The organism is Streptomyces sp. DF42, assembly GCF_058267695.1.
Map to the genome: position 1 here is coordinate 7,719,409 of NZ_CM177859.1, position 20,334 is coordinate 7,739,742.

The window sequence follows — 20,334 nt, forward strand, 5'->3', positions numbered from 1 at the left end:
GCTGTCGGGTTCTGCTGTCGGATTCCGGTGTCGTGTGTCGGTGACATGTGGTCCTGGTCCCGCGGTCATCTCCCCGGCCAGGGCGGCGAGCGATGGCTCGCGTTCTTGACGGTCCAGTCCGCGTACGCTGCCTTCGTTTCCGTCTCCGGTTCCGGACCGCGGTGCGCGAGGGCGAGCAACACGGCGGTGACGGCGGCCAGTTCGGCAGCGTCCGGCCGGCCGCGCACCACGGTGATGTGCGTCTCGTCGGTCATGGAAACAGCGTGCATGCCACACCTTGAGCGGCCCTCGCGCCCCGAACGCGACCGAGCCGAGGACCAGAGGTCCTCGGCTCGGTTCTCGCTCGGGCAGGGCCCGGAGCGGTCGTCTCAGTCGATCACGCGCTCGTAGGCCACATGCCGGGTCCGCTCGACGACGACCTCGGCGCCCAGGCCCAGTTCGTGCCGGGCCGCCAGGGCCGGTGCGCTGCCCAGCGCCCGGTCCAGGGACTCGGGGTCCCGCCACCACAGCACGCCCGTGTAGTGGGTGGGGCGCAGCAGTGAGCGCAGCAGGTCGCTGCCGCCGAAGCCGCCCCCCTCGGCGAGGGCGTCGGTGAGACCGGCGAACCGCCGCTCGAAGGCGCGCCAGTCCCCGCCGACCCGGGCGTGCAGCAGGGCCACGCTCTCCGTGCCGACGACAGCGTTGTCCCTCAGCACCCGGGACACGCTCACGGCCTGGTCGACCTCCGTTTCCACGAGGGGTTCCAGACGCTCGACGTGCACCAGGAAGGTGTCGTCGTGCACGGTGTCGAGGAAGGCGCGCAGGGTGCGCCAGTGCCCCAGATGGACGTACACGTGCGGCCGTTCGGCCAGGCGCAGGGTCACCAGGAAGTCGAAGTCGCTGCGGCGGCGCAGGAACTGGGAGTGTTCACGAAACAGCCGCTCGAACCTGTCGGTGTCACCCTTGACCTCGAAGCGGTTGATGACCGTGACGGGGCCCGAGAGTTCACGTCCGGGCATGCACTTCCTCCGCGAATTGCTTGGCGTGGCGCAACGTGGTGGAGCTGTTGGTGCCCAGGGCCTTGCGGACCAGGGCCCTGGCCTCGGCGAGCGTGGCCTCGGGACCCAGCGCGCTGCGCACCCCCTCCGGGTCGAGCACCACAGTGTGCCAGGAGGTGACGGTGAGGGTCTCGCCGTCACCGGACGGTTCGATGGTCCAGCGTCCCGTGTGCACCCGCATCGCCACCGGAACTCGCAGCTGCTTGTACACGATCTCCCCACGGTCCTCGAAGCACACCCGGACCGAGGTGGTGTTGTGCAGGGAGCCGTCCGGGCTGCGGGTGTCCATGTCCATGTGCTGGATACCGGGTTCGTCCTCGGTCAGGGCGAGCCGCGCCACGTGCGGGAGCCGCTCCGGCCAGAGATCGGCACGGTCCAGGAAGGCGTACACGTCGCCGGCCGCCCCGGCGACCGTCACCGAGTCGCTGAAGGTGAAGCGGAGTTCCGCGGCCGCTTCGCCGAGTTCCGCCGCGTTCTTCAGGGCGGCGAGTTCGGCGACGCTGTTGCGGTCGACGGCGCGCTCGATCAGTTTCGCGGCCTCCGGATCGTCGCCGACCGCACGGTAGTCGTGCAGGAGCACCACCCGCGTCGTGCCGTCCTCCAGGGCCTCGATGCGCCAGGTGCCGCCCATCGAGGCCACGGGGGCCGCCGACACCACCTGGCGGAAGGTGACGACCCGGGCCCGCGGATCGAGCGTGCGGCGCGAAGTCCAGGTGCGCACCTGCTCGTTGGCGATCGCCCAGATGCGCAGCAGCTGCTCGCCGGTGCCGGTCCCTTCCCGTGCGGCCCGGCTCTCTTCGAGCACCTCGACATGCACGGTGGGCCCGAACACCTGGGGCCAGGCCGTGACATCGGCCACCAGCGCGTAGACGGCGTCCGGCGGGGCCGCCACGGTCACGGAGTGCTCGGTGACGTGAGTGCCGGTGACGGGGGCGGAGTCCGGTATGTCGCTCGTAACGGTCGTCGCCACGGCGGTCCTTCCTTCGGTCGTGCCGTCCAGGACGGCGATCAGCAGATTGGCACAGGTGCCTTGAGCCCACCTCGACGGCGGGTGGAGAGCGGCTGGATCACATCGGGGGCCGGGCCGGGCCGGGGCCGGGGTCAGGCCCAGCCGGGCCGTTCGGTGATCTCGACGACGGCGCAGCCCCAGCTGTAGCCCGCTCCGACACTGATCAGTACGCAGCGGTCGCCGGGTTCCGCCTTGCCGGACACCACCAGGTGATCGAGGCTCGCGAACTGGTCGCCCGCGCCGAGATGGCCGACGGTCCGGCTGAACTCCCAGGTGGTACGGGCCGGTTCGATGCCGAATGGCTTGTAGTAGATGGACTGCAACCGACGGCGCCCGAAGTGCGGGAGTACCACCCAGCGTGCGTCGCCGAGCTCCATCCCGGCGTCGGCGAGGGCCTGCTTGAGCACGGTCTGCTGCCCGTTGTGCGCCCGGGTGATGGCGTACGACATGCCCACCCGGCCGACGAAGGCCCGCTTGGCCTCCTCGAAGTCCACCGGCATCCGGCTGCCGAACGGCGCCGGCGTGAAGGGCTCGTCGCCGCGGTGCAGGGGCTCCAGCGACGGATCGGCGTGCAGCGCGAGGGAGACCAGCCGGGCGAAGCCGCCCCGCCGGGAGAGCACGAGGGCGGAGGCGCCGTCGGCGTAGGGCGTGCCGGGATCGGTCTGCCAGCGGTCGATGCCCGGCGGGCAGAAGCGGTCGGCGCAGGTGAGCAGCGCGTCGCCGTGTCCGTGGCCGGCCGTGAGATAGGCGGTGGCGAGGTCCAGGGCGGCGAGGCCCCCGTTGGACATCTGCCGGATCTCCAGCGCCGGGCAGTTGTTGCCGAGGGCTTCTCGCTGGATGAACGAGCCCACGGGCCACAGGTCCTGGCCCTGGTGGTAGGTGTCGGCGTGCAACAGCAGATCCACGTCGGCGGGGACACTGCCCGCGCGGGTCAGCGCGGTCCTGGCGGCGTGCGCCGCCATCTCGGCGGCGGACTCGTCCGGCGAGTACGACACCGACACGGCGCCGGTGGCGGTGGCGAGGCCCGACGGGCAGTCGCCCGCGGCCACGGCGTTGTCGATGCGTAGGCGGGAGGGGAGACGTACGGACGTCGCCCGCAGGTGGATGTCTTCCACGCGCACAGCCGCTCCAGAGGGTTCGAGAGGGTCAGCCGGCCGGTGCGGCCACCAGGGCCTCGGCGCCGTGCCGCCGGCCCGGACGGTCGGACAGGACGTAGTGGACGGCGTCGAGCAGCGCCCCCAGGGCGGCCGCCGTCGCGTGCCGGTCCACGGCGACGGTGCCCCAGTGCCGTTCCCCGCACCCGAACGACAACAGGACCCGTGTGGACGGCGGTCCGTCCGGCTCGTCGGCGCCGAGTTCCCTGACCCGGTGCTCCACAAGGCGCAGCCCGGTCAGCTCGGGGAAGACCGGGTCGAGTGCCTGGTGCACGGCGGCGTCCAGGGCGTGCACGGGCTCCCTGCCCAGGCCGGTGGCGGTGCGCGAGGTTCCCTCGACACGCAGCCGCAGCGAGGCCCGCGCGCCGCCGCTCTCCCCGTCCAGGGCCACCTGCCACCCCTCGACGCCGAACGGCGGCCGCGCGTCCTGCTCCAGCAGTTCCGCACGCAGCAGCAGGGCGAAGGAGGCGTCGGCGGACTCGAAGCTGTAGCCGCGGCTCTCCAGTTCCTTGACCCGGGCCGCGACCCGGCCCACCGCCTCGGAGCCGGCGCTGACGTCGTAGCCCAGTTCGCGCGCCTTCAGCTCGACCGAGGAGCGGCCGCCCATGTCGGAGACCAGGACGCGCATGGCGTTGCCGACCCGGCCCGGGTCGATGTGCTGGTACAGGCCCGGGTCCACGCGCAGGGCCGAGGCGTGCAGCCCCGCCTTGTGAGTGAAGGCCGCCGCGCCGACGTACGGCGCCGCCGGGGTCTCGGGGATGCCGGTCACCTCGGCCACGGCCCGCCCGGTGGACGCCAGGTCCGCCAGGCGCTCCAGGGGGATCACCTCGCGGCCTCGCTTGAGGACGAGGTTCGCCATGACGGTGAACAGGTTGGCGTTGCCGCAGCGTTCGCCGTAGCCGTGCGCGGTGCCCTGGGCGTGCACGGCGCCCGCGTCGACGGCCGCCATGGTGTTGGCGACCGCGCAGCCGGTGTCGTCGTGGCAGTGGATGCCGATGGTCGCGCCCGTCATGGCGATGGTGTCGGCGACGACGGCCTTCACCTCCTCGGGCAGCGAACCGCCGTTGGTGTCGCACAGCACCACCGTCTCGGCGCCGGCCTCCGCGGCGGTGCGCACCACCTCAAGGGCGTACTCGCGGTTGGCGACGTGGCCGTCGAAATAGTGCTCGGCATCCAGGAAGACGCGGCGTCCGGCCAGCACCAGATGCCGCACGGTGGACCGGATCATGGCGAGGTTCTCGGCGAGCGTGGTGCGCAGGGCCCGGTCCACGTGCGCGGTGTGGCTCTTGGCGACGAGCGTCACCACGGGTGTCTCCGCCGCGAGCAGCGCCCGCACCTGCGGGTCCTGCGACACGGGGACGTCGGGCCTGCGGGTGGCGCCGAAGGCCGTCAGAAGGGCGGCCCTGAGGTCGAGTTCGGTGCGTGCCCTGCGGAAGAACTCGGTGTCCTTCGGAATCGCGCCGGGCCAGCCTCCCTCGATGAATCCCACGCCGAGGGCGTCCAGGCTGCGCGCAAGGGCGAGCTTGTCGTCGACGGTGAGCGCGAGGCCCTCCATCTGGGTTCCGTCGCGCAGGGTCGTGTCGTAGAGCTGGAAGCTCTGGTCCGCCATCGCCCCTCCTTCCTGTCGGCCTGCGCAGTTCGCTGCGCGGCTTGTGCCAAGGGTCGGGGCGTTGGCTTGATGGGGGCCGGAGTGGGGCTTGAACGCGTTGCGGGGTGCCCCGACGGGTTGTCCGGCGGGTGCGGGCTCGTGGGGGGCTGGTCGCGCAGTTCCCCGTGCCCCCAAGAGACGCGCGGTTCCCCGTGACCCTGAAGGCGCTGCCGTCTGGCATGCCTGTAGGGCCGGGCGGCTGGTGTGCCGTCCGGCCCTACAGGGGTGCGGGATTCAGGAGGACGGGGTGGGTTCCGGCTCCTGCGCCGGGTCCTCCTGGCGGAGGCGCTTGGGAAGGGCGAACATCAGGAGGAACACCGCGGCGGCGATCCCGATGAACGTGGTGAGCAGGGTCTGGAAGCTGTCGGCGAAGGAGTCACCGACCTGGTCCTTGCCGTACGTGGCGAGGACCGCGGCGGTCTTCGGGTCCTGCAGCGGCTCGGCGGTGCAGCTCGCCGGCACGACGGAGGCGTCCTTCTCCTTCGCCCGGTCCACGGCGCAGGTGCGGTAGGCCGTGGCGATCCGGTCCGCCGCGCCCGGGGTCACCTGGGCGCTGGCCACCAACTCCTGGCGAAGCTGCGGCAGTTGGGCGTCGACATTGGCGGTGGTGTTGCCGACCATGCCGCCGAAGAAGACCACGCTGACCAGGGCGCCGCCGATGGCGAAGCCGAGCTGGGTGTTGGTGTTGACCACGCCGGAGGCCGAACCGGCGTGCTCGTGCGGCACGTCGGAGGTGACGATCAGCGGCAGCGGGGTGGCCACGGTGCCGAAGCCCAGGCCGACCAGGAACAGCGGGATCGCGATCTTCCAGGAGGTGACGTCGCTGCCGTACTTGCCCGCCACGTAGACGTACGAGCCCAGACCGGCCATCAGCACCAGGGCACCGATCTGCATCGCCTTGCGGCCGAACTTGGGCACCAGGATCATCACGGACGAGGTGGCGGTGAGGAACGCGCCGACGCAGAACGGGAGGCTGGTGAGACCGGCCCGCATCGGGGACCAGCCCTGGCCGACCTGCATGTAGAGCGTCCACCCGATGGTGAACATGCCCATCCCCGCGTAGAAGATCAGGTTCACGGCGAGGCCGGCCGAGTAGCTGCGGGTGCGGAAGAGACCCAGCTCGACCAGGGGCGACCCGTCACGGCGGGTCCTTGCGCGCTGCCAGGCGACGAAGCCGGCCAGCACGAGCAACGACGCGGCCATGGAGACGTAGCCCCATGCAGGCCAGCCCAGCTCGCGGCCCTGCAGCAGCGGGAAGACCAGCATCACGAAGCCGATGGTCAGCAGCACCGCGCCGCGGATGTCCAGCTTGAGCGCCTGCGGCGCCTTCGACTCGGTGATGACCTTGGCGCCGTACACCAGCCCGACCAGCCCGAACGGCACGTTGACCAGGAACACCAGGCGCCAGTCGAGGCCGAACAGGTTCCACTGGACCAGCAGACCGCCCAGTGCCAGGCCGAGCGTCGCGGCGAGGCCGCCGACCAGGCCGTGCAGGGCGAAGGCGGTGCCGCGTTCCTTGTCGGAGAAGGTGACATGGATGATCGACAGCACCTGCGGCACCATGACGCCGGACGAGGCGCCCTGGATCACCCGCGCGAGCACCAGCTGCCAGGGCTCCTGGGAGAGACCGGCCGCGAGCGAGGAGAGGGTGAACCCGGCCACGCCGACGAGGAACACCTTCTTGCGGCCGTGGATGTCACCGAGCCGCCCCCCGAGGATCAGGGTCAGGGCGAAGGCGAGCTGGTAGCCCACCAGAACCCACTGGATGGCCGAGTACCCGGCGCCGAGATCCCGCTGCATGGAGGGTGCCGACACGTTGGCGATGGTGCCGTCCAGCAGATCCAGGAAGGCGGAGACGAGCAGCACCAGCAGCGCCGCCCAGCGCTTGGGATCCAGCGGCCTGTCCCCCGCCGTCGGATCCGCGCCCGTCTTCCTGCTGTCCACCTCCGTCTCGACGGACGGAGCCTGTTCGGAGGAAATAGCCATGATGTGGCCTCTTTCAATACTTGGGGGGTTGGAATTGCCGGGGCCTTGCGGGGCCTGCGAGAGCCTCACTGGGGCTGTGCGGGGGATGAACTCGTGGGGAGGGGCCGGGTGTTGGTGGGTAAACCCGTCGCCCACCCCGCAGGATGACGGCAGTCAGTGGAGTTCCGCTTGAGTCCTGCTGAAGCGCGGCGCCGGCGCCGCGGGCCCGCTTCCTCTGGCCTGGTGGTGGGGGTGCGCCGCCGCTTCCGCGACACTGAGGACCGGCGTCACACACGCCTCCGTTTCCTCGAAGCGACGGGCCCATTCGTCCCGGCTCCGGGTGCGGATGCGATGGGCGAACACCCGGCGCAGGGAAGGCCAGTTGACGGGATCGCTGCGGTCGGGCAACCGCTCGGGATCGAGCTCCAGGCCGTCGAGCAGAGCCCGGTAGAAACGCTCCTCCAGTGCGCCGACGGCGACATGACCGCCGTCCGCGCAGGCGTAGCAGGTGTAGAAGGGCGCGCCCCCGTCCAGGAGGTTGACCCCGCGCTCGTGCCGCCACTGGCCGCTTCGGGCCATCGAGGTCAGCATGCCGAGCATCGCGCCGGCCCCGTCCACGATCGCGGCGTCCACGATCTGACCCCGGCCGGAGGCCTGCCGCTCGAACAGCGCCGCCAGCACCCCGGCCACCAGGAACATCGCGCCGCCCGCGAAGTCGCCGAGCAGGTTGACCGGCGGCACCGGGGGGCCGCCGGCCTCACCGATGGCGTGCAACGCCCCTGTGAGCGCGAGGTAGTTGATGTCATGGCCCGGGGTCATGGCCAGCGGCCCCTCCTGGCCCCAGCCGGTCATCCGGCCGTACACCAGGCGGGGGTTGCGTCCGAGGCAGACGTCCGGGCCGATGCCGAGCCGCTCCGCCACGCCCGGTCTGAACCCCTCCACCAGAACGTCCGACTGCTCCAGCTGCCGCAGCAGCCAGTCCACGTCACCCGGGTCCTTGAGGTCCAGTTCCATGGAGCGCCGCCCACGGTCGAGTTCGCCGTGCCAGTCCGCGAACGAGCGGGCGCCGTCGGCCCGGTCGATCCGCACCACATCGGCCCCCAGGTCAGCGAAGATCATGCAGGCGAACGGGGCGGGCCCGATCGCCGCCAGCTCCACGACCCGCAGGCCGTGCAGCGGTCCTGTGCCTGTCGCCATCTGCGGCTCCTTCGTCGTCGGCGGCACGCTGCAAGCCGGTCCTGGAACCCGGGCACAGGCACACTCGCGCCGCACTCGAACCCAACGGTCGGTGCATCCTCCAGTCGTGTTCGAGGCCGCGCTCCTAATCTCCGCGGGACACCTAGGACGTACGCGATCCGGGAGGACCAGCGATGAGCAGGGGCGTCACGCCGTTCCGTGTGGCATTCGACGAGGCGGATCTCGCCGATCTCAAGGACCGCCTGGCCCGGACCCGCTGGCCCGAGGCCCAGACCGTTGACGACTGGTCCCAGGGGGTGCCGCTGGCGTATCTGAAGGAGCTGGCCGAGCACTGGCGGACCGGCTACGACTGGCGGGCCACCGAGGCGCGGCTCAACGAGCTTCCGCAGTTCCGCACCGAGATCGACGGCCTGGGCGTGCACTTCCTGCATGCGTCCTCCCCCCACTCCAACGCCCTGCCGCTGCTCGTCAGCCACGGCTGGCCCGGCTCGGTCGTCGAGTTCCTCGATCTGGTACGTCCGTTGACGCACCCCGAGAACCCGGCCGACGCCTTCCACGTGGTCTGCCCGTCACTGCCCGGCTTCGCCTTCAGCGACAAGCCCGCCACCACCGGCTGGACGGTGGAGCGGACGGCCGCGGCCTGGGCGGAGCTGATGGCCCGCCTCGGCTACGACCGCTACGCGGCCCACGGCGTCGACTGGGGCTCGTTCCTCACCGGCGTGCTCGGCGAGACGGACGGCGCGCATCTGGTGGGCATCCATCTGGCCATGCCGTTCGCCAGGCCCCCGCAGGAACAAGTCCCCCTGGACGAACGGGACGTGGCGGGTCTCGCCGCGCTCAAGGAGTTCCAGCAGAACGAGGGCGGCTACTCGGTGATCCAGGCGACCCGGCCGCAGACCCTCGGGTACGGGCTCACCGACTCGCCCGTCGCCCAACTGGCCTGGATGGCCGAGAAGTACTGGGCCTGGACCGACCACGACGGCGACCTGGAGAAGGTGATCCCGCGCGAGCGGCTGCTGGACTGTGTGACGCTGGCATGGCTGTGCGGCACCGGTGCCTCCTCGGCGCGCATCTACTGGGAGAGCCACAACAAGATGGCCCTCGCGCCCGTGTCCGTGCCGGCCGCGCTCGCCGTGTTCCCGAAGGACGCCCGGATGCCGCGCGCCTGGTGCGAGGCGCGCTTCACGGATCTGCGGCGCTGGACCGACCACACCAGTGGGGGGCACTTTCCGGCGTTGGAGCAGCCCGGGCTGCTCGTGGACGAACTGCGGTCCTTTTTCCGTGCGTTGCGCTGACATCCCGCTGGAAGCGCGGCAGCGCCCGCAGTGCCGCAGCGCGGCGACAGGCCGCCCGACCGAGGAGCCACCATCGTGCCTGACACACACCGCGTAGAGGACCTGCCGCCCTTCCCCTTCCCCGGGTCGAGCTACCGCGGTCCCGCGCCGCTGTTCGCCCGCCTGCGGGGGGAGCGGCCGGTCGTCCGGGTGGCGTGGCGGGGCGGGGGCCACGCCTGGCTGGTCACCCGGTACGCGGACATCAAGGCCGCGCTCGACGACCCCGGGCTCAGCAGGGCCGCCGCCCATGCCCCCGAGGCGCCCCGGTTCAGCGGGCTTTTCCAGGCGCCACCCGGAATGATCATCTCGCTCGACCCGCCGGACCACACCCGGCTGCGGGCCCTGGCCGAGCAGGCGTTCTCGGGGGAGCGGATCGAGGCGATGCGGCCGCGGGTGCGCGAGCTGGCCGGCGGCCTGCTCGACTCGACGGAGAAGGAGGCCGCCTCGACCGGCGGCCCCGTGGACCTGGTCGCCTCCTTCGCGGCGCCGCTCGCGATGGCCGTGATCGGCGAACTGCTCGGCATCCCCGAACAGGACCGGCCCCAATTCCACGACTGGGTACGGCAGTTCGCCGACGTCTCGGCACCCGCCGAACACAGCGCCGAGGGCGGGGAGATGCTGGGCGCGTACATCGCGGGCCTGGTGGCCGCCAAACAGCAGTCGCCCGGCGACGACGTCCTCTCCGCACTCATCACGGCCACAGGGGGCGCGGCCGGCCACGACGGACCCGCGGACCGCATCACCTTCGACGAGCTCGTGGGCCTCGGCTTCACCCTCCTCGGCGCCGGGTTCGACTCCTCCGCCGGACAGCTCGCCAACTTCACGCTCGCGCTGCTGGCCGACCACCCCGAGGCCTGGCGGCGCCTGGGCGAATGTCCGCAGGAGATCCCGGCGGCCGTCGAGGAACTGCTGCGTACGGTCAATCTGAACGGGGACGACACGTCGGGCCTGCCGAGGATCGCCACCGCGGACGTCGTCATCGGCGGCGTCACCGTCCCCGCCGGGGACGCGGTCTTTCTCGCCTTCCCCTCGGGCAACCGGGACGCGGCCGTCTTCGAGCGCCCCGACCAGGTCGACCTGCGGCGCACGGGGCCCGGGCATCTGGCGTTCGGGCACGGCATCCACCGTTGCCTCGGGGCGCCGTTGGCCAGGCTCGAACTCGCCGTGGCCGTCGAGGAGTTGACCCGCCGCTTTCCCGGCGCCCGGCTCGCCGTACCGGAGCAGGAGCTGTGCTGGCGGCTGGGCGACGTGAACCACAACCTGCTGGCCCTTCCCGTCCACCTGCACCCCCAGGAGCACTCATGACCACCGAGCAACTCCCCACGACCAGCCGCGAGATCCGGCTCGCCTCGTACCCGCAGGGTCCCGTCACCCTGGACCACTTCGAGCCCGGCGAGACGCCGCTCGGCGAGCCGGCCGAGGGCTACGTCGTGGTCCGCAACGACTGGATGACACTGGGCTCCGTCGCCCGCGACCAGATGAACCCGGACACCGAACTGCCGATCCCGGTGTTCCAGCCGGGTGTGGCCATGTGGGGCCGCACCGTGGGCACGGTGGTCAGGTCGGCCAGCCCGCTGCACGCGGTCGGTGACCTCGTCGAGCACTTCAACGGATGGCGCGAGTACGCCGTCGGCACCGCCCACGAGTTCTTCCCGCGGGACCGCTCACTGCTGCCGGGGCCCGAGTACTTCCTGTCCCAGGGCCCGACCGCCTGGCACGGCATGGTCGGCACCGCGCGGATCGCCGAGGGCGACGTGGTGTTCGTGTCCGGGGCCACCAACGGCGTCGGCGCCCTGGCCGGACAGATCGCCAGGTTGAAGGGCGCCGCACGGGTCATCGGCAGCACCGGCTCCAAGGAGAAGATCGACTTCCTGGTGGACGAACTGGGCTTCGACGCCGCCTTCGACCACCACGAGGGCCCGGTGGCCGAGCAGTTGGCCGAGCTTGCCCCCGACGGGGTGAACGTGGTCTTCGACAACGTCGGCGGCGAGCAGTTCGAGGCGGCGGTCCAGGTCGCGGCCCCGGGCGCGAGGTTCGCACTGTGCGGCGCGCTGTCCGGGCAGCACGGCTCGGACGACGGCGGCCGCCCCCGGCTCGCTCTGATGTCGGCCATCACCAAGTCGCTGACCCTGCGCGGCTTCGCGACGCTCCACACGCCCGACCAGATCGACGAGTGGAACGACCGGTTCGGCGCCTGGCTGCGCGAGGGGAGGATCGTCTTCCCGCACACGGTCGTCGAGGGCGGAGTGGCCGCCCTGCCGGAGACCTTCGTGGCGCTGCTGGAACGCAAGTACAGCGGCACGGTCGTGGTGAAGCTGTCCTGAGTCGAGAGCCTGTGAGACGCACTGAACCGGGTGTGCCGGGCACAGGGGGAAAGGCGGAGGCGGGATGACGACCGTACTGGACCGACGTGCGCTCAACAGGGCTTTGCTGGCACGGCAGTTGCTCCTGGAGCGGCAGCCCGTGTCCGCCTCCGCCGCCCTGGAACACCTGGTCGGCATGCAGGCGCAGGCGCCCGACCCGCCCTACATCGGCCTGTGGACCCGGCTGGCCGGTTTCGCCGCCGAGGACCTCGCGGGTCTGATCCGGGGGCGCGAGGCCGTGCGGCTCGTCCTGATGCGCGGCACCCTGCACCTGGTCACCGCACCCGACTGCCTGACCCTGCGGCCCGTGCTGCAGGGCGCGCTGGACCGGCAGCTGACCGGCGCCTTCGGCCGCCGGCTCGGCGGTCTCGACCTGGACGAGGTCAGCGCCTACGGACGCAAGCTGTGCGAGGCCGAGCCGCTCACCGTGGGCGGCCTCGGCGCGCTGCTCGGCGAACGCTGGCCGCAGCACGAGCCGTTCGCGCTGGCCAACGTGGTGCGCAACCGCGTGCCGCTGGTGCAACTGCCGCCGCGCGGGCTGTGGGGCGTCGGCGGTCAGGCCGTGCACGGTACGGCCGAGTCATGGCTGGGCCGCCCACCGGCCCCGGAGACCGCACCGGACGCCCTGGTCGAGCGCTATCTGGCGGCCTTCGGACCGGCCACCGTCAAGGACATCCAGGCGTGGTCCGGACTCACCCGGATCGGCGCGGTCGTCAAGCGGCTGCGGCCCGGCCTGAGGATGTTCCACGACGAGAACGGGGTGGAACTCTACGACGTCCCGGGCGCCCCGCTGCCCGATCCCAGGACGCCGGCGCCCGTGCGGTTCCTGCCGGAGTTCGACAACATCCTGCTCGCACACGCCGACCGGACCCGCATCCTCACCGAGGAACAGCGGCGCCAGGTCTTCACCCGCAACGGGCTGATCAAGTCGACGGTGCTGGTGGACGGCTTCGTACGGGCCGTGTGGCGGATCGAGGACGGCGACCTGGTCGTCGAGCCACTGGGACCCCCACTGCCGGCCCGACAGCGCACGGCGGTGGAACGCGAAGGCCGCGCCCTCCTCGCCTTCGCAGCCCCGAACTCGGACGCTCCACACATCCACTGGACCTGAGCCCCACCCCCACCGACGACCGCGTCCGGTGGCTCCGCGCCCGGGTTCGCACCCGGGGCCTGCGTCCGGGCTTCGCGTCCGGCTTCGCGTCCGGTGTCCGCGTCGCGCTTCGCGTCCGGGCTGTGCGTCCGGGCTCTGCGTCCGGGCTTCGCGTCCGGTGGCTCCGCGCCCGGGTTCGCACCCGGGGCCTGCGTCCGGCTTCGCGTCCGGTGTCGGCGTTCGCGCTTCGCGTCCGAGGTCTCCGTCCGGGCTCTGCGTCCGGGGTTCGCGTTCGGAGTCCGCGCCCGGGCTCTGCCTTCGGGCTTCGCATCCGGAGTCCGCGTCCGGGGTCTGCGTGCGGGGTCCGCGTCCGGACTTCCTGCCCGGGGTCCCTGCCCGAGGTCTGCGTCCGGGCTTCGCGTCCGAGGTCTGCCTCCGGGCTTCGTATCTGGAGTCCGCGTCCGGGCTTTCCCGTCCGAGGTCTGCGTGCGGGTCCGCGTCCGGACTTCGCGTTCGGGTCCGCGCCCGGGGTCCTGTCCGGGGTCCGCGCCCGGTCTTCGCGCCTGGACTTCGCGTCCGGAGCCCGCGTTCGGAGTCCGCGTCCTGCGGCCAACGGCCGGGCCCCTGCTCGCCCCGGACTCGACCATCGCCCAAGACGCACCCGCTGTACTGGCGCCCTCGGACCGAACCAGAGAGGGAACCGCCATGCCGGAGAAGCCCTTTGCGGAGCACACCGTCGTCGTCACGGGAGGCGGCACCGGCATCGGCCGGGCCGCCGCCCTGTCGTTCGCGGAGCTCGGCGCACGCACCGTGATCGTCACCGGCCGCCGCAAGGAGCGGCTCGCCGAGGTCGCCGCCCTGCACGGCGCGATCGTGCCGGTGGGCGCCGACGTGACCACCGAGTCGGGCGCCCAGGCCGTCGCCGACGCGGTGGGGGAGCGGGGTGGAGCCCTGGACGTCCTCGTGCACAACGCGGGGATCTTCCGCTTCAGCCCGCTGACGGCGCTCGACACGACCGTCGCCCGGGACGTCGTCGACACCAACGTCCTCGGCCCGCTGCTGCTCACCGCACATCTGCTGCCCCTGCTGCGCTCGTCCGGCAGCATCGTCCTGGTCTCCAGCCGCGGCGGGCACACCCCCGGACCGGACAGCTCCGTCTACTCGGCGAGCAAGGCGGCCGTGCACAGCTTCACCCGGAGCTGGGCGGCCGAACTGGCCCCGCGCGGTATCCGTGTCAACGCCGTCGCCCCCGGCTTCGTACGCACCGAGGCCTACGCGGCCAACGGCCTCGGCCCGGAGCAGGTCGAGGGCCTCTTCGCGGGCGTCGCCGCCACCGTCCCGCTGGGCCGGATCGGTGAGCCCGAGGACGTCGCGCAGTGGATCACCCGTCTCGCGGACCCCGCGAACGCGCTGGTCACCGGCCAGATCATCACGGTCGACGGCGGTCTGGACATCACCGCCCGCTAGGCACGGGCATGTCAGCACCTCTCCACTCCTGCTCACGAAAGGACCCACCGTGACCACCAGTGCCACCGAGGCGGACGCGCCGGCCGAGGCCAGGACCTTCCCGTACCCGCGCAGCTGCCCGTTCAGCCCGCCCGCCGCATACACGGAGATGGCCGACAAGGACGTCTCACAGGTCACCCTGACGGGATCGGGTCTGCGCATATGGACGGTGACGGGCTATCAGACCATCCGTGAGCTGCTCACCGACCCGCGGGTCAGCGCCTCCCGCAAGCACGACAACTTCCCGTTCTACTTCATCGCCCCGCCCGAGTACCGCACGGAGACGTCGTTCATCGGCTACGACGGCAAGGAGCACAGCTCCACGCGGCGCAGGGCGGCGCTGACGTTCACCAACCGTCAGGTGCAGCGGCTGCGGCCGCGTATCGAGGAGATCGTCGACGAACACATCGACAAGCTTCTCGCCCTGCAGCCGCCGGCGGACTTCCACCGGGTGTTCTCCCTCGCCGTCCCCATGACGGTGATCTGCGAACTGCTGGGCATCCCGCAGGACCAGCACGACTTCTTCATCAAGCACGGCACGGCGCTGCTCGGCGGGCACAGCTCCACCGAGGAGCGGCAGGCCGCGATCGTCGAGGTCAACGCGTATGTCAGCGACCTGATCCAGCTCAAGCGGCGCGAGCCGGGCGAGGACCTGCTGAGCCGGGCCATGGCCGACTACGAGGCGTCCGGCGAGGAGTACACCGACCGCGACCTGTTCAACATGGTGCGGCTGCTGATGAACGGCGGCCACGAGACCACCGCCAGCCAGATCTCGCTCGGCACGGCCTGCCTCCTGGAGAACCCCGACCAGCTCCGGCTCCTCCTGGACGACCCGTCGTTGGTGAAGCCGGCCGTCGAGGAGCTGGTGCGCTACGCGACCATCGGCGACACGGCCGTGCCACGCGTCGCCCTGGCGGACATCGAGATCGGCGGCCAGGTCATCCGCAAGGGCGACGGCATCCTGTGCCTGGGGCTCGCCGCCAACCGCGACCCGGAGGTCTTCCCCGAACCGCAGAAGCTCGACATCACCCGCGGCAGCCGCAAGCACCTGGGCTTCGGGCACGGCGTGCACCACTGCATCGGCGCGGACCTGGCCAGGCTGGAGCTGGAGATCGTGTGGAGCAAGCTGTTCCAGCGCATCCCGACGCTCCGGCTGGCCAAGCCGTTCCTGGAGATCCCGCGCAAGGAGGGCGCCGTCATCTACGGCCTGTGGGAGCTGCCCGTCACATGGTGACGTGAGCGGCGTCCGTGCGGTTCTCCCGTACGACGAGGAAGGGGCCCGGTACCGTATTCGGTACCGGGCCCCTCGTCCGTGAACTCCGCTCCCGGCAGCGTCAGTTCGGGTCGGCCGCGACGTCCGGGCGCGGGGTGCGGCCGGGGCAGGTGGCGCGTGGGGCCGGGAGCTCGCCGTCCACCAGGTAGCGGTGGACGACGGCGTCGACGTGCGGGTTGCCGCCGAGCACGTACACCTCGTGCTCACCGGAGTCCTCGACGGTGAGCAGATGGTGACCGAGGCGCTCCGCCATCGCCACCCCGCCGTCGTAGTGGTCCATCGGGTCGCCGTCGGCCTGCACCACCAGTCCCACCGGGTAGCCGGCGCGCACCGGCACGACCGGCGGCTCGGCGGGCTCGAAGGCCCGGAAGGCGCCCACCCAGGGCTGCGCGCGCAGCACCCCGTAGCCGTACGGGAAGCGCTCCCGGAACTCACGCATGTCCTGGTAGTAGACCTCGGGTTCGGCGGGCCACTCGTGCTCCAGCGTGATGGCCTCCAGGACGCCCACGCGCAGGCCGCCCTCGCTGTCGTCGGGGCGCCAGGTGCCCTGCTCCTGCAGCAGCCGCCGGCAGGCCTCGGCGTCGCCCGCACCGGCGGCCTTGCCCAACTCGCCGACGAGTGAGCCCAGTTCGGCCCACTGGCCGCGGTCGGCCGCCCGGTTTCCGACGGCGCCGTCGAACAGGGTGCGCAGGAACGGCCCCTGCCCGAGGCCGTCGAGGCGTACGACGACGTCCTCCACCGCGGCGAACACCAGCTCCGGTGTGTCCCCCAGCCCGAAGTGCAGCCGGCGGGCGGCCGTCCACTCGGCCCACCGCTCGACGTTGTGCCGCACGGCGTCGCCCTGCCACAGGAACTGCTCGCGCCAGCTCCAGTCGGGGTGGACGCACGAGTCCAGGACGCTGCGATCGAGGTGGGCGGGAAACAGGGTGCCGTACACGGCCCCGACGTACGCCCCGTACGCGTATCCGACGAAGGTCAGCCGCTGCTCGCCGAGCACGCCGCGGATCACGTCCATGTCGCGGGCCGTGTTGGCGGTGCTGATGTGGCGGCGCAGCTCGCCGCCGGCGCGCGCACAGGCCTCCTCGCGCAGCCGCATGTCCTCGGCGAACTGCGGGAACAGCTCGTCGGGCGGGCGTGAGTCGAACGGCGCCCTGGGCACGGTCACTTCGGCGAGGAGGTTGGTGGACGCGCCGGTGCCGCGCGGATCGAACCCGATCAGGTCGTACACCTCGTGCAGGGGCGTGCCGGCGAACCTGTCCGGCAGCCCCCGGCCGGCGCCCCAGTCGCCGCCGGGGCCTCCGTTGACGCCGAGGAGGATGCCGCGGCGCCGCCTGGTCGCTGTCGCGCGGCGGCGGCTGAGGGCGATCTCGATCCGTTCACCGCCCGGCTCTGCGTAGTCCCGCGGCACCTGGATCGTGGCGTGTTCGAGCAGCTCGTCGTCGGGGTCCGGCGACCACTGCGGTCGCTGGTCGTAGAAGTCGGTGAGCACCGCGAACCTCCGTTCTGGTCAGGAGGTTCAGCGTCCCCTCATCGCCTTGAGGAGACCTGGACCCTGCCCTGACCGGACGCTTTGGGCACCGCGAGCGCCGCCAGCAGCCCCGCGGCCGTGAACGCGGCCGCCCCGGTCAGGGCGAGGCCGTAGCCGGAGGCGAGCGCCTGGACGGAGTCCGACGGGCCGGGGCCGGACGCCTCGTCGATGCGGTGCGCCGAGAGAGCCGCCAGCGTCACCAGGCCCAGGGCGCTGCCGAGTTGGCGCGTGGCGTTGAGCAGCCCGGAGCCGAGGCCCGCCTGGTGGACGGGCAGGGCGGCGGTGGCGGCGTTCGTCGTCGCGTTGAGCACCGCGCCCATGCCGAAGCCGAGCAGCAGTGCCGGGCCGAGCAGATCCGCGGCGTAGGTGGCGTGTGCGTCCGCCCGGGCCAGCCACAGCAGGCCCAGGCAGGACAGCGACAGACCGGTCATCAGCACCGGCCGCGGTCCGATGCGCGGGACGAGCGAGGAGACGCCCCAGCCGCCGAGCGCGATGCCCGCCGACAGCGGCAGATAACTCAGGCCGGTGCGTACGGGGCTGTAGCCGAGCACGTTCTGCAGCAGCAGCGTGAAGAAGTAGAAGGTGCTGAACAGGGCGGCGACACCGAAGAAGGCGACCAGGTTGGCGGCGGCCACCGAGCGGATGCGGAAGACACCGAGCGGCACCAGAGGATGTGCCGCGAACCTTGCCTGGATCAGTACGAACAGCGCGAGCAGCGCCACCCCGCCGACGAGGGGGACGAGCACCACCGGTGACACCCAGCCGTAGGTGTGCGCCTCGGCGACCGCGCAGACCACCGCCATCAGACCGAGTGTGACCGCGACGGCGCCGGGCAGATCCAGACCGGGGCGCGGCCCGCCGCGGTGCGGTCCGCGAGGCACCGCACAGCAGACGGTCACGAACAGCGCCATCCCGATGGGCACGTTGACCAGCAGCGTCCAGCGCCACGACAGCCACTCGGTGATCGCCCCGCCGGCCAGCACACCGACCGCTCCCGCCGCCCCCGACACCCCGCTCCACCAGCCGAAGGCCCTCGCCCGCGCCTCGGGCCGGGTGAACGTGGTGCCGAGCACGGTCAGCGTGGCCGGTGCCATGACGGCGGCGCCGAGCCCCTGGAAGGCGCGGGCCAGGATCAGCGTCGCGGGGCTGTGGGCCGCCCCGCCGACGGCACTGGCGAGCGTGAACAGACCGACCCCGGCCAGGAAGACGCGGCGCTGCCCGAACAGGTCGGCCAGCCGGCCGCCGAGCAGCAGGAAGCCGCAGACGACGACGGTGTACGCGTTGTTGACCAGTTGCAGATGGTGCCGGTCCAGACGCAGTTCCTCGGCGATCACGGGCAGCGCCACATTGACCACCGAGGCGTCGAGCACGTTCATGAACTGGCCCAGGCAGCAGGCGGCGAGGACGATTCCGAGCCGCTGCCCGGCCCCGGCGGGCGCGGCGGCGGTCTGCACGGTCGAAGCGGTCATGCGGGCACGCTGCTCCGGCACGGTCGACCCCCGATCGCCCCCCGATCGCGACCCGGTCGAGCCGGGCGGCCGCGGCTGCCGGCCTGAGGAGCGCTCAAGGGCGCTTCGAGAGCGGATGCCCACAGTCGCCTTCCGAACCGCTGCAGGGCCGGACGACATTCCCCGAGGAGAGCGCCATGGCCAAGATCACCTACCTGCATCCCAACGGCACCGCCGCCGTCGTCGACGTCCAGGCACCCAACACGGTCATGCGCGGCGCGAAGCTCCACAACATCGACGGCATCGAGGCGCAGTGCGGCGGCTCCGCCCAGTGCGGCACCTGCCATGTCTACGTCGACGAGGACAGCACCGTGCCGCTGCCGCCGATGGACTCCGTGGAGGACGACGTCCTGTACGGCACGGCCTGCCCCCGCCGGGAGAGCAGCCGGCTCAGCTGCCAGTTGCCGGTCACCGAGGAGATCGACGGGCTCGTGGTGCGGCTGCCCGAGGCGCAGAGCTGATGGCCGCCCGGGGAGTCGTCGTCATCGGCGCCGGACAGGGCGGTCTGGACACGGTGGCGGCACTGCGCGCCAAGGGGTACGGCGGACCGGTCACTCTGGTCGGCGAGGAGCCGGTGCTCCCGTACCAGCGGCCACCGCTGTCCAAGGGCTTTCTGACCGGCGCCGTCGCCCGCGGCGAACTGACCCTGCGCACCGAGTCGTTCTTCGAGGCACACGACATCGCCCTCGTGTCCGGCGACCGCGCGCAGCACATCGAGGTGGAGCGGCAGCGCGTCCGGCTGGCCTCGGGCAGCACGCTCGGATACGACAAGCTGGTCCTCGCCACCGGCTCCCGGCCCCGAACCCTTCCGGTGCCCGGTATGGACCTCTCAGGTGTGCTGACGCTGCGCACGCTCGCCGACGCCGAGGCCCTGCGCACCGCCCTGGACGGACCGCCCCGCCAGATCGTCGTGCTCGGCGCCGGCTTCGTCGGACTCGAACTCGCCTCCACCGCCCGCGTCCTGGGCCACGACGTCACCGTGGTCGAGGCGCAGCGGCGCGTCCTCGCCCGTGCCCTCACCCCGCAGATGTCGCAGTGGCTCGCGGAACGGCATGCGCAGCAGGGCGTCCGGCTGCTGCTCGGCCAGGAGGTCACCGCCCTGCACGGGACGGCCGCGGGCGAGGTCGCCGTGGTGCGGCTGCGCGACGGGCGGCGGCTGCCCGCGGACCTCGTGGTCGTGGGCGTCGGCGCCCTGCCCAACACCCAGCTCGCCGCCGAGGCAGGGCTCCTCGTCGGTGACGGCGTCGTCGTCGACCGGTGGCTGCGGACCGATGACCGGTCCGTGTACGCGATCGGCGACTGCGCCCGATTCCCCAGCACCCGCCTGGGGCGCCACATCCGCCTGGAATCGGTGCAGAACGCGTCCGACCAGGCCCGGTGCGTGGCCGCCGCGATCTGCGGCGAGTCCGCCCCGTACACCGCGGTCCCCTGGTTCTGGTCCGAGCAGTACGCGTTGCGGCTGCAGATGGCCGGACTGACCGCGGGGCACGACGAGACGGTCACCGTCGGCGATCCCGACGGGGCCCGTTTCTCCGTGCTCTGTTTCCGCGAGGGCCGGCTGACCGGCGTCGAGTCGGTGGGCAGGCCCGCCGACCACGGCATCGCACGACGCCTCCTGTCGTCGGACACCGGCCCCTCTCCGGCCGAGGCACGCGCCGCCGGCTTCGACTTCAAGTCCTATGCCACGAAGCCGAGTTCACCCGTCCCGACCCCGGCGTGACC

Annotated in this window: 17 protein-coding genes; 8 read left to right on the plus strand and 9 right to left on the minus strand. The window is 72.1% G+C overall.

The features are described from left to right. Window positions 1-65: 65 nt before the first annotated feature. From ACYUED_RS35365 to ACYUED_RS35395, 7 genes are all read right to left on the minus strand, one after another. Entirely contained in the window at window positions 66-254 is a 189-nt protein-coding gene (locus ACYUED_RS35365) for an acyl-CoA carboxylase subunit epsilon (RefSeq protein ID WP_491288660.1), read from the minus strand. Window positions 255-368: 114 nt separating this feature from the next. After that, window positions 369-998, minus strand: a complete 630-nt coding sequence (locus ACYUED_RS35370; protein ID WP_491288661.1) for an antibiotic biosynthesis monooxygenase family protein — start codon at window positions 996-998, stop codon at window positions 369-371. Next, entirely contained in the window at window positions 985-2,007 is a 1,023-nt protein-coding gene (locus tag ACYUED_RS35375) for an aromatase/cyclase (protein ID WP_491288662.1), read from the minus strand. Before ACYUED_RS35375 ends, ACYUED_RS35370 begins: the two co-directional genes overlap by 14 nt. 131 nt (window positions 2,008-2,138) lie before the next feature. Beyond that, window positions 2,139-3,161, minus strand: coding sequence for a ketoacyl-ACP synthase III family protein (locus ACYUED_RS35380; RefSeq protein WP_491288663.1), 1,023 nt, complete (start codon window positions 3,159-3,161; stop codon window positions 2,139-2,141). Between the two features lie 31 nt (window positions 3,162-3,192). Beyond that, entirely contained in the window at window positions 3,193-4,809 is a 1,617-nt protein-coding gene (cimA, locus tag ACYUED_RS35385; RefSeq protein ID WP_491288664.1) for a citramalate synthase, read from the minus strand. Window positions 4,810-5,082: 273 nt separating this feature from the next. After that, window positions 5,083-6,834: an MFS transporter gene (locus ACYUED_RS35390; RefSeq protein ID WP_491288665.1), complete on the minus strand. Its 1,752-nt coding sequence runs from the start codon at window positions 6,832-6,834 to the stop codon at window positions 5,083-5,085. 153 nt (window positions 6,835-6,987) lie between these two features. Next, complete coding sequence (locus tag ACYUED_RS35395) at window positions 6,988-8,010, minus strand: CaiB/BaiF CoA transferase family protein (protein ID WP_266531630.1); 1,023 nt, start codon at window positions 8,008-8,010, stop codon at window positions 6,988-6,990. A 173-nt stretch (window positions 8,011-8,183) separates the two neighbouring features. Here ACYUED_RS35395 and ACYUED_RS35400 point away from each other — a divergent pair, with 173 nt between their 5' ends. The 6 genes from ACYUED_RS35400 to ACYUED_RS35425 all read left to right on the plus strand — a co-directional run bounded on the left by ACYUED_RS35400 (window position 8,184) and on the right by ACYUED_RS35425 (window position 15,537). Then, a complete protein-coding gene (locus ACYUED_RS35400) occupies window positions 8,184-9,305 on the plus strand; it encodes an epoxide hydrolase family protein (protein ID WP_491288666.1) in 1,122 nt (373 codons plus the stop codon). 75 nt (window positions 9,306-9,380) lie between these two features. Next, window positions 9,381-10,649, plus strand: coding sequence for a cytochrome P450 (locus ACYUED_RS35405; RefSeq protein WP_491288667.1), 1,269 nt, complete (start codon window positions 9,381-9,383; stop codon window positions 10,647-10,649). Then, window positions 10,646-11,668 carry a zinc-binding dehydrogenase gene (locus ACYUED_RS35410; RefSeq protein ID WP_491288668.1) on the plus strand — a complete coding sequence of 341 codons (1,023 nt, stop codon included), beginning with the start codon at window positions 10,646-10,648 and terminating at the stop codon, window positions 11,666-11,668. Before ACYUED_RS35405 ends, ACYUED_RS35410 begins: the two co-directional genes overlap by 4 nt. A gap of 64 nt (window positions 11,669-11,732) precedes the next feature. Beyond that, complete coding sequence (locus ACYUED_RS35415; protein WP_491288669.1) at window positions 11,733-12,818, plus strand: winged helix DNA-binding domain-containing protein; 1,086 nt, start codon at window positions 11,733-11,735, stop codon at window positions 12,816-12,818. Between the two features lie 684 nt (window positions 12,819-13,502). Beyond that, entirely contained in the window at window positions 13,503-14,264 is a 762-nt protein-coding gene (locus tag ACYUED_RS35420) for an SDR family NAD(P)-dependent oxidoreductase (protein ID WP_491288670.1), read from the plus strand. Window positions 14,265-14,313: 49 nt separating this feature from the next. Beyond that, complete coding sequence (locus tag ACYUED_RS35425) at window positions 14,314-15,537, plus strand: cytochrome P450 (RefSeq protein WP_491288671.1); 1,224 nt, start codon at window positions 14,314-14,316, stop codon at window positions 15,535-15,537. Between the two features lie 100 nt (window positions 15,538-15,637). Here the strand turns inward: ACYUED_RS35425 and ACYUED_RS35430 are convergent, their stop codons facing one another. Together ACYUED_RS35430 and ACYUED_RS35435 are read right to left on the minus strand one after the other, a co-directional pair. Continuing rightward, window positions 15,638-17,065, minus strand: coding sequence for an alpha/beta fold hydrolase (locus ACYUED_RS35430; RefSeq protein ID WP_491288672.1), 1,428 nt, complete (start codon window positions 17,063-17,065; stop codon window positions 15,638-15,640). Window positions 17,066-17,103: 38 nt separating this feature from the next. Further along, entirely contained in the window at window positions 17,104-18,573 is a 1,470-nt protein-coding gene (locus ACYUED_RS35435) for an MFS transporter (RefSeq protein WP_491288673.1), read from the minus strand. Window positions 18,574-18,749: 176 nt separating this feature from the next. On the opposite strand from ACYUED_RS35435, the gene ACYUED_RS35440 reads away from it, so the two are divergent. Next, window positions 18,750-19,073 (plus strand): 2Fe-2S iron-sulfur cluster-binding protein, encoded by a 324-nt coding sequence (locus ACYUED_RS35440; protein WP_491288674.1) that lies wholly within the window; start codon window positions 18,750-18,752, stop codon window positions 19,071-19,073. Further along, window positions 19,073-20,332, plus strand: coding sequence for an NAD(P)/FAD-dependent oxidoreductase (locus tag ACYUED_RS35445; protein ID WP_491288675.1), 1,260 nt, complete (start codon window positions 19,073-19,075; stop codon window positions 20,330-20,332). The genes ACYUED_RS35440 and ACYUED_RS35445 overlap by 1 nt, the downstream gene beginning before the upstream one ends. Window positions 20,333-20,334: the final 2 nt, after the last annotated feature.

Coding starts and splice junctions, on each gene's coding strand:
- ACYUED_RS35365 (WP_491288660.1), bottom strand. CDS start 254: ATGACCGACGAGACGCACATCACCGTGGTGCGCGGCCGGCCGGACGCT.
- ACYUED_RS35370 (WP_491288661.1), bottom strand. CDS start 998: ATGCCCGGACGTGAACTCTCGGGCCCCGTCACGGTCATCAACCGCTTC.
- cimA (WP_491288664.1), bottom strand. CDS start 4,809: ATGGCGGACCAGAGCTTCCAGCTCTACGACACGACCCTGCGCGACGGA.
- ACYUED_RS35390 (WP_491288665.1), bottom strand. CDS start 6,834: ATGGCTATTTCCTCCGAACAGGCTCCGTCCGTCGAGACGGAGGTGGAC.
- ACYUED_RS35395 (WP_266531630.1), bottom strand. CDS start 8,010: ATGGCGACAGGCACAGGACCGCTGCACGGCCTGCGGGTCGTGGAGCTG.
- ACYUED_RS35400 (WP_491288666.1), top strand. CDS start 8,184: ATGAGCAGGGGCGTCACGCCGTTCCGTGTGGCATTCGACGAGGCGGAT.
- ACYUED_RS35410 (WP_491288668.1), top strand. CDS start 10,646: ATGACCACCGAGCAACTCCCCACGACCAGCCGCGAGATCCGGCTCGCC.
- ACYUED_RS35415 (WP_491288669.1), top strand. CDS start 11,733: ATGACGACCGTACTGGACCGACGTGCGCTCAACAGGGCTTTGCTGGCA.
- ACYUED_RS35420 (WP_491288670.1), top strand. CDS start 13,503: ATGCCGGAGAAGCCCTTTGCGGAGCACACCGTCGTCGTCACGGGAGGC.
- ACYUED_RS35435 (WP_491288673.1), bottom strand. CDS start 18,573: ATGACCGCTTCGACCGTGCAGACCGCCGCCGCGCCCGCCGGGGCCGGG.
- ACYUED_RS35440 (WP_491288674.1), top strand. CDS start 18,750: ATGGCCAAGATCACCTACCTGCATCCCAACGGCACCGCCGCCGTCGTC.
- ACYUED_RS35445 (WP_491288675.1), top strand. CDS start 19,073: ATGGCCGCCCGGGGAGTCGTCGTCATCGGCGCCGGACAGGGCGGTCTG.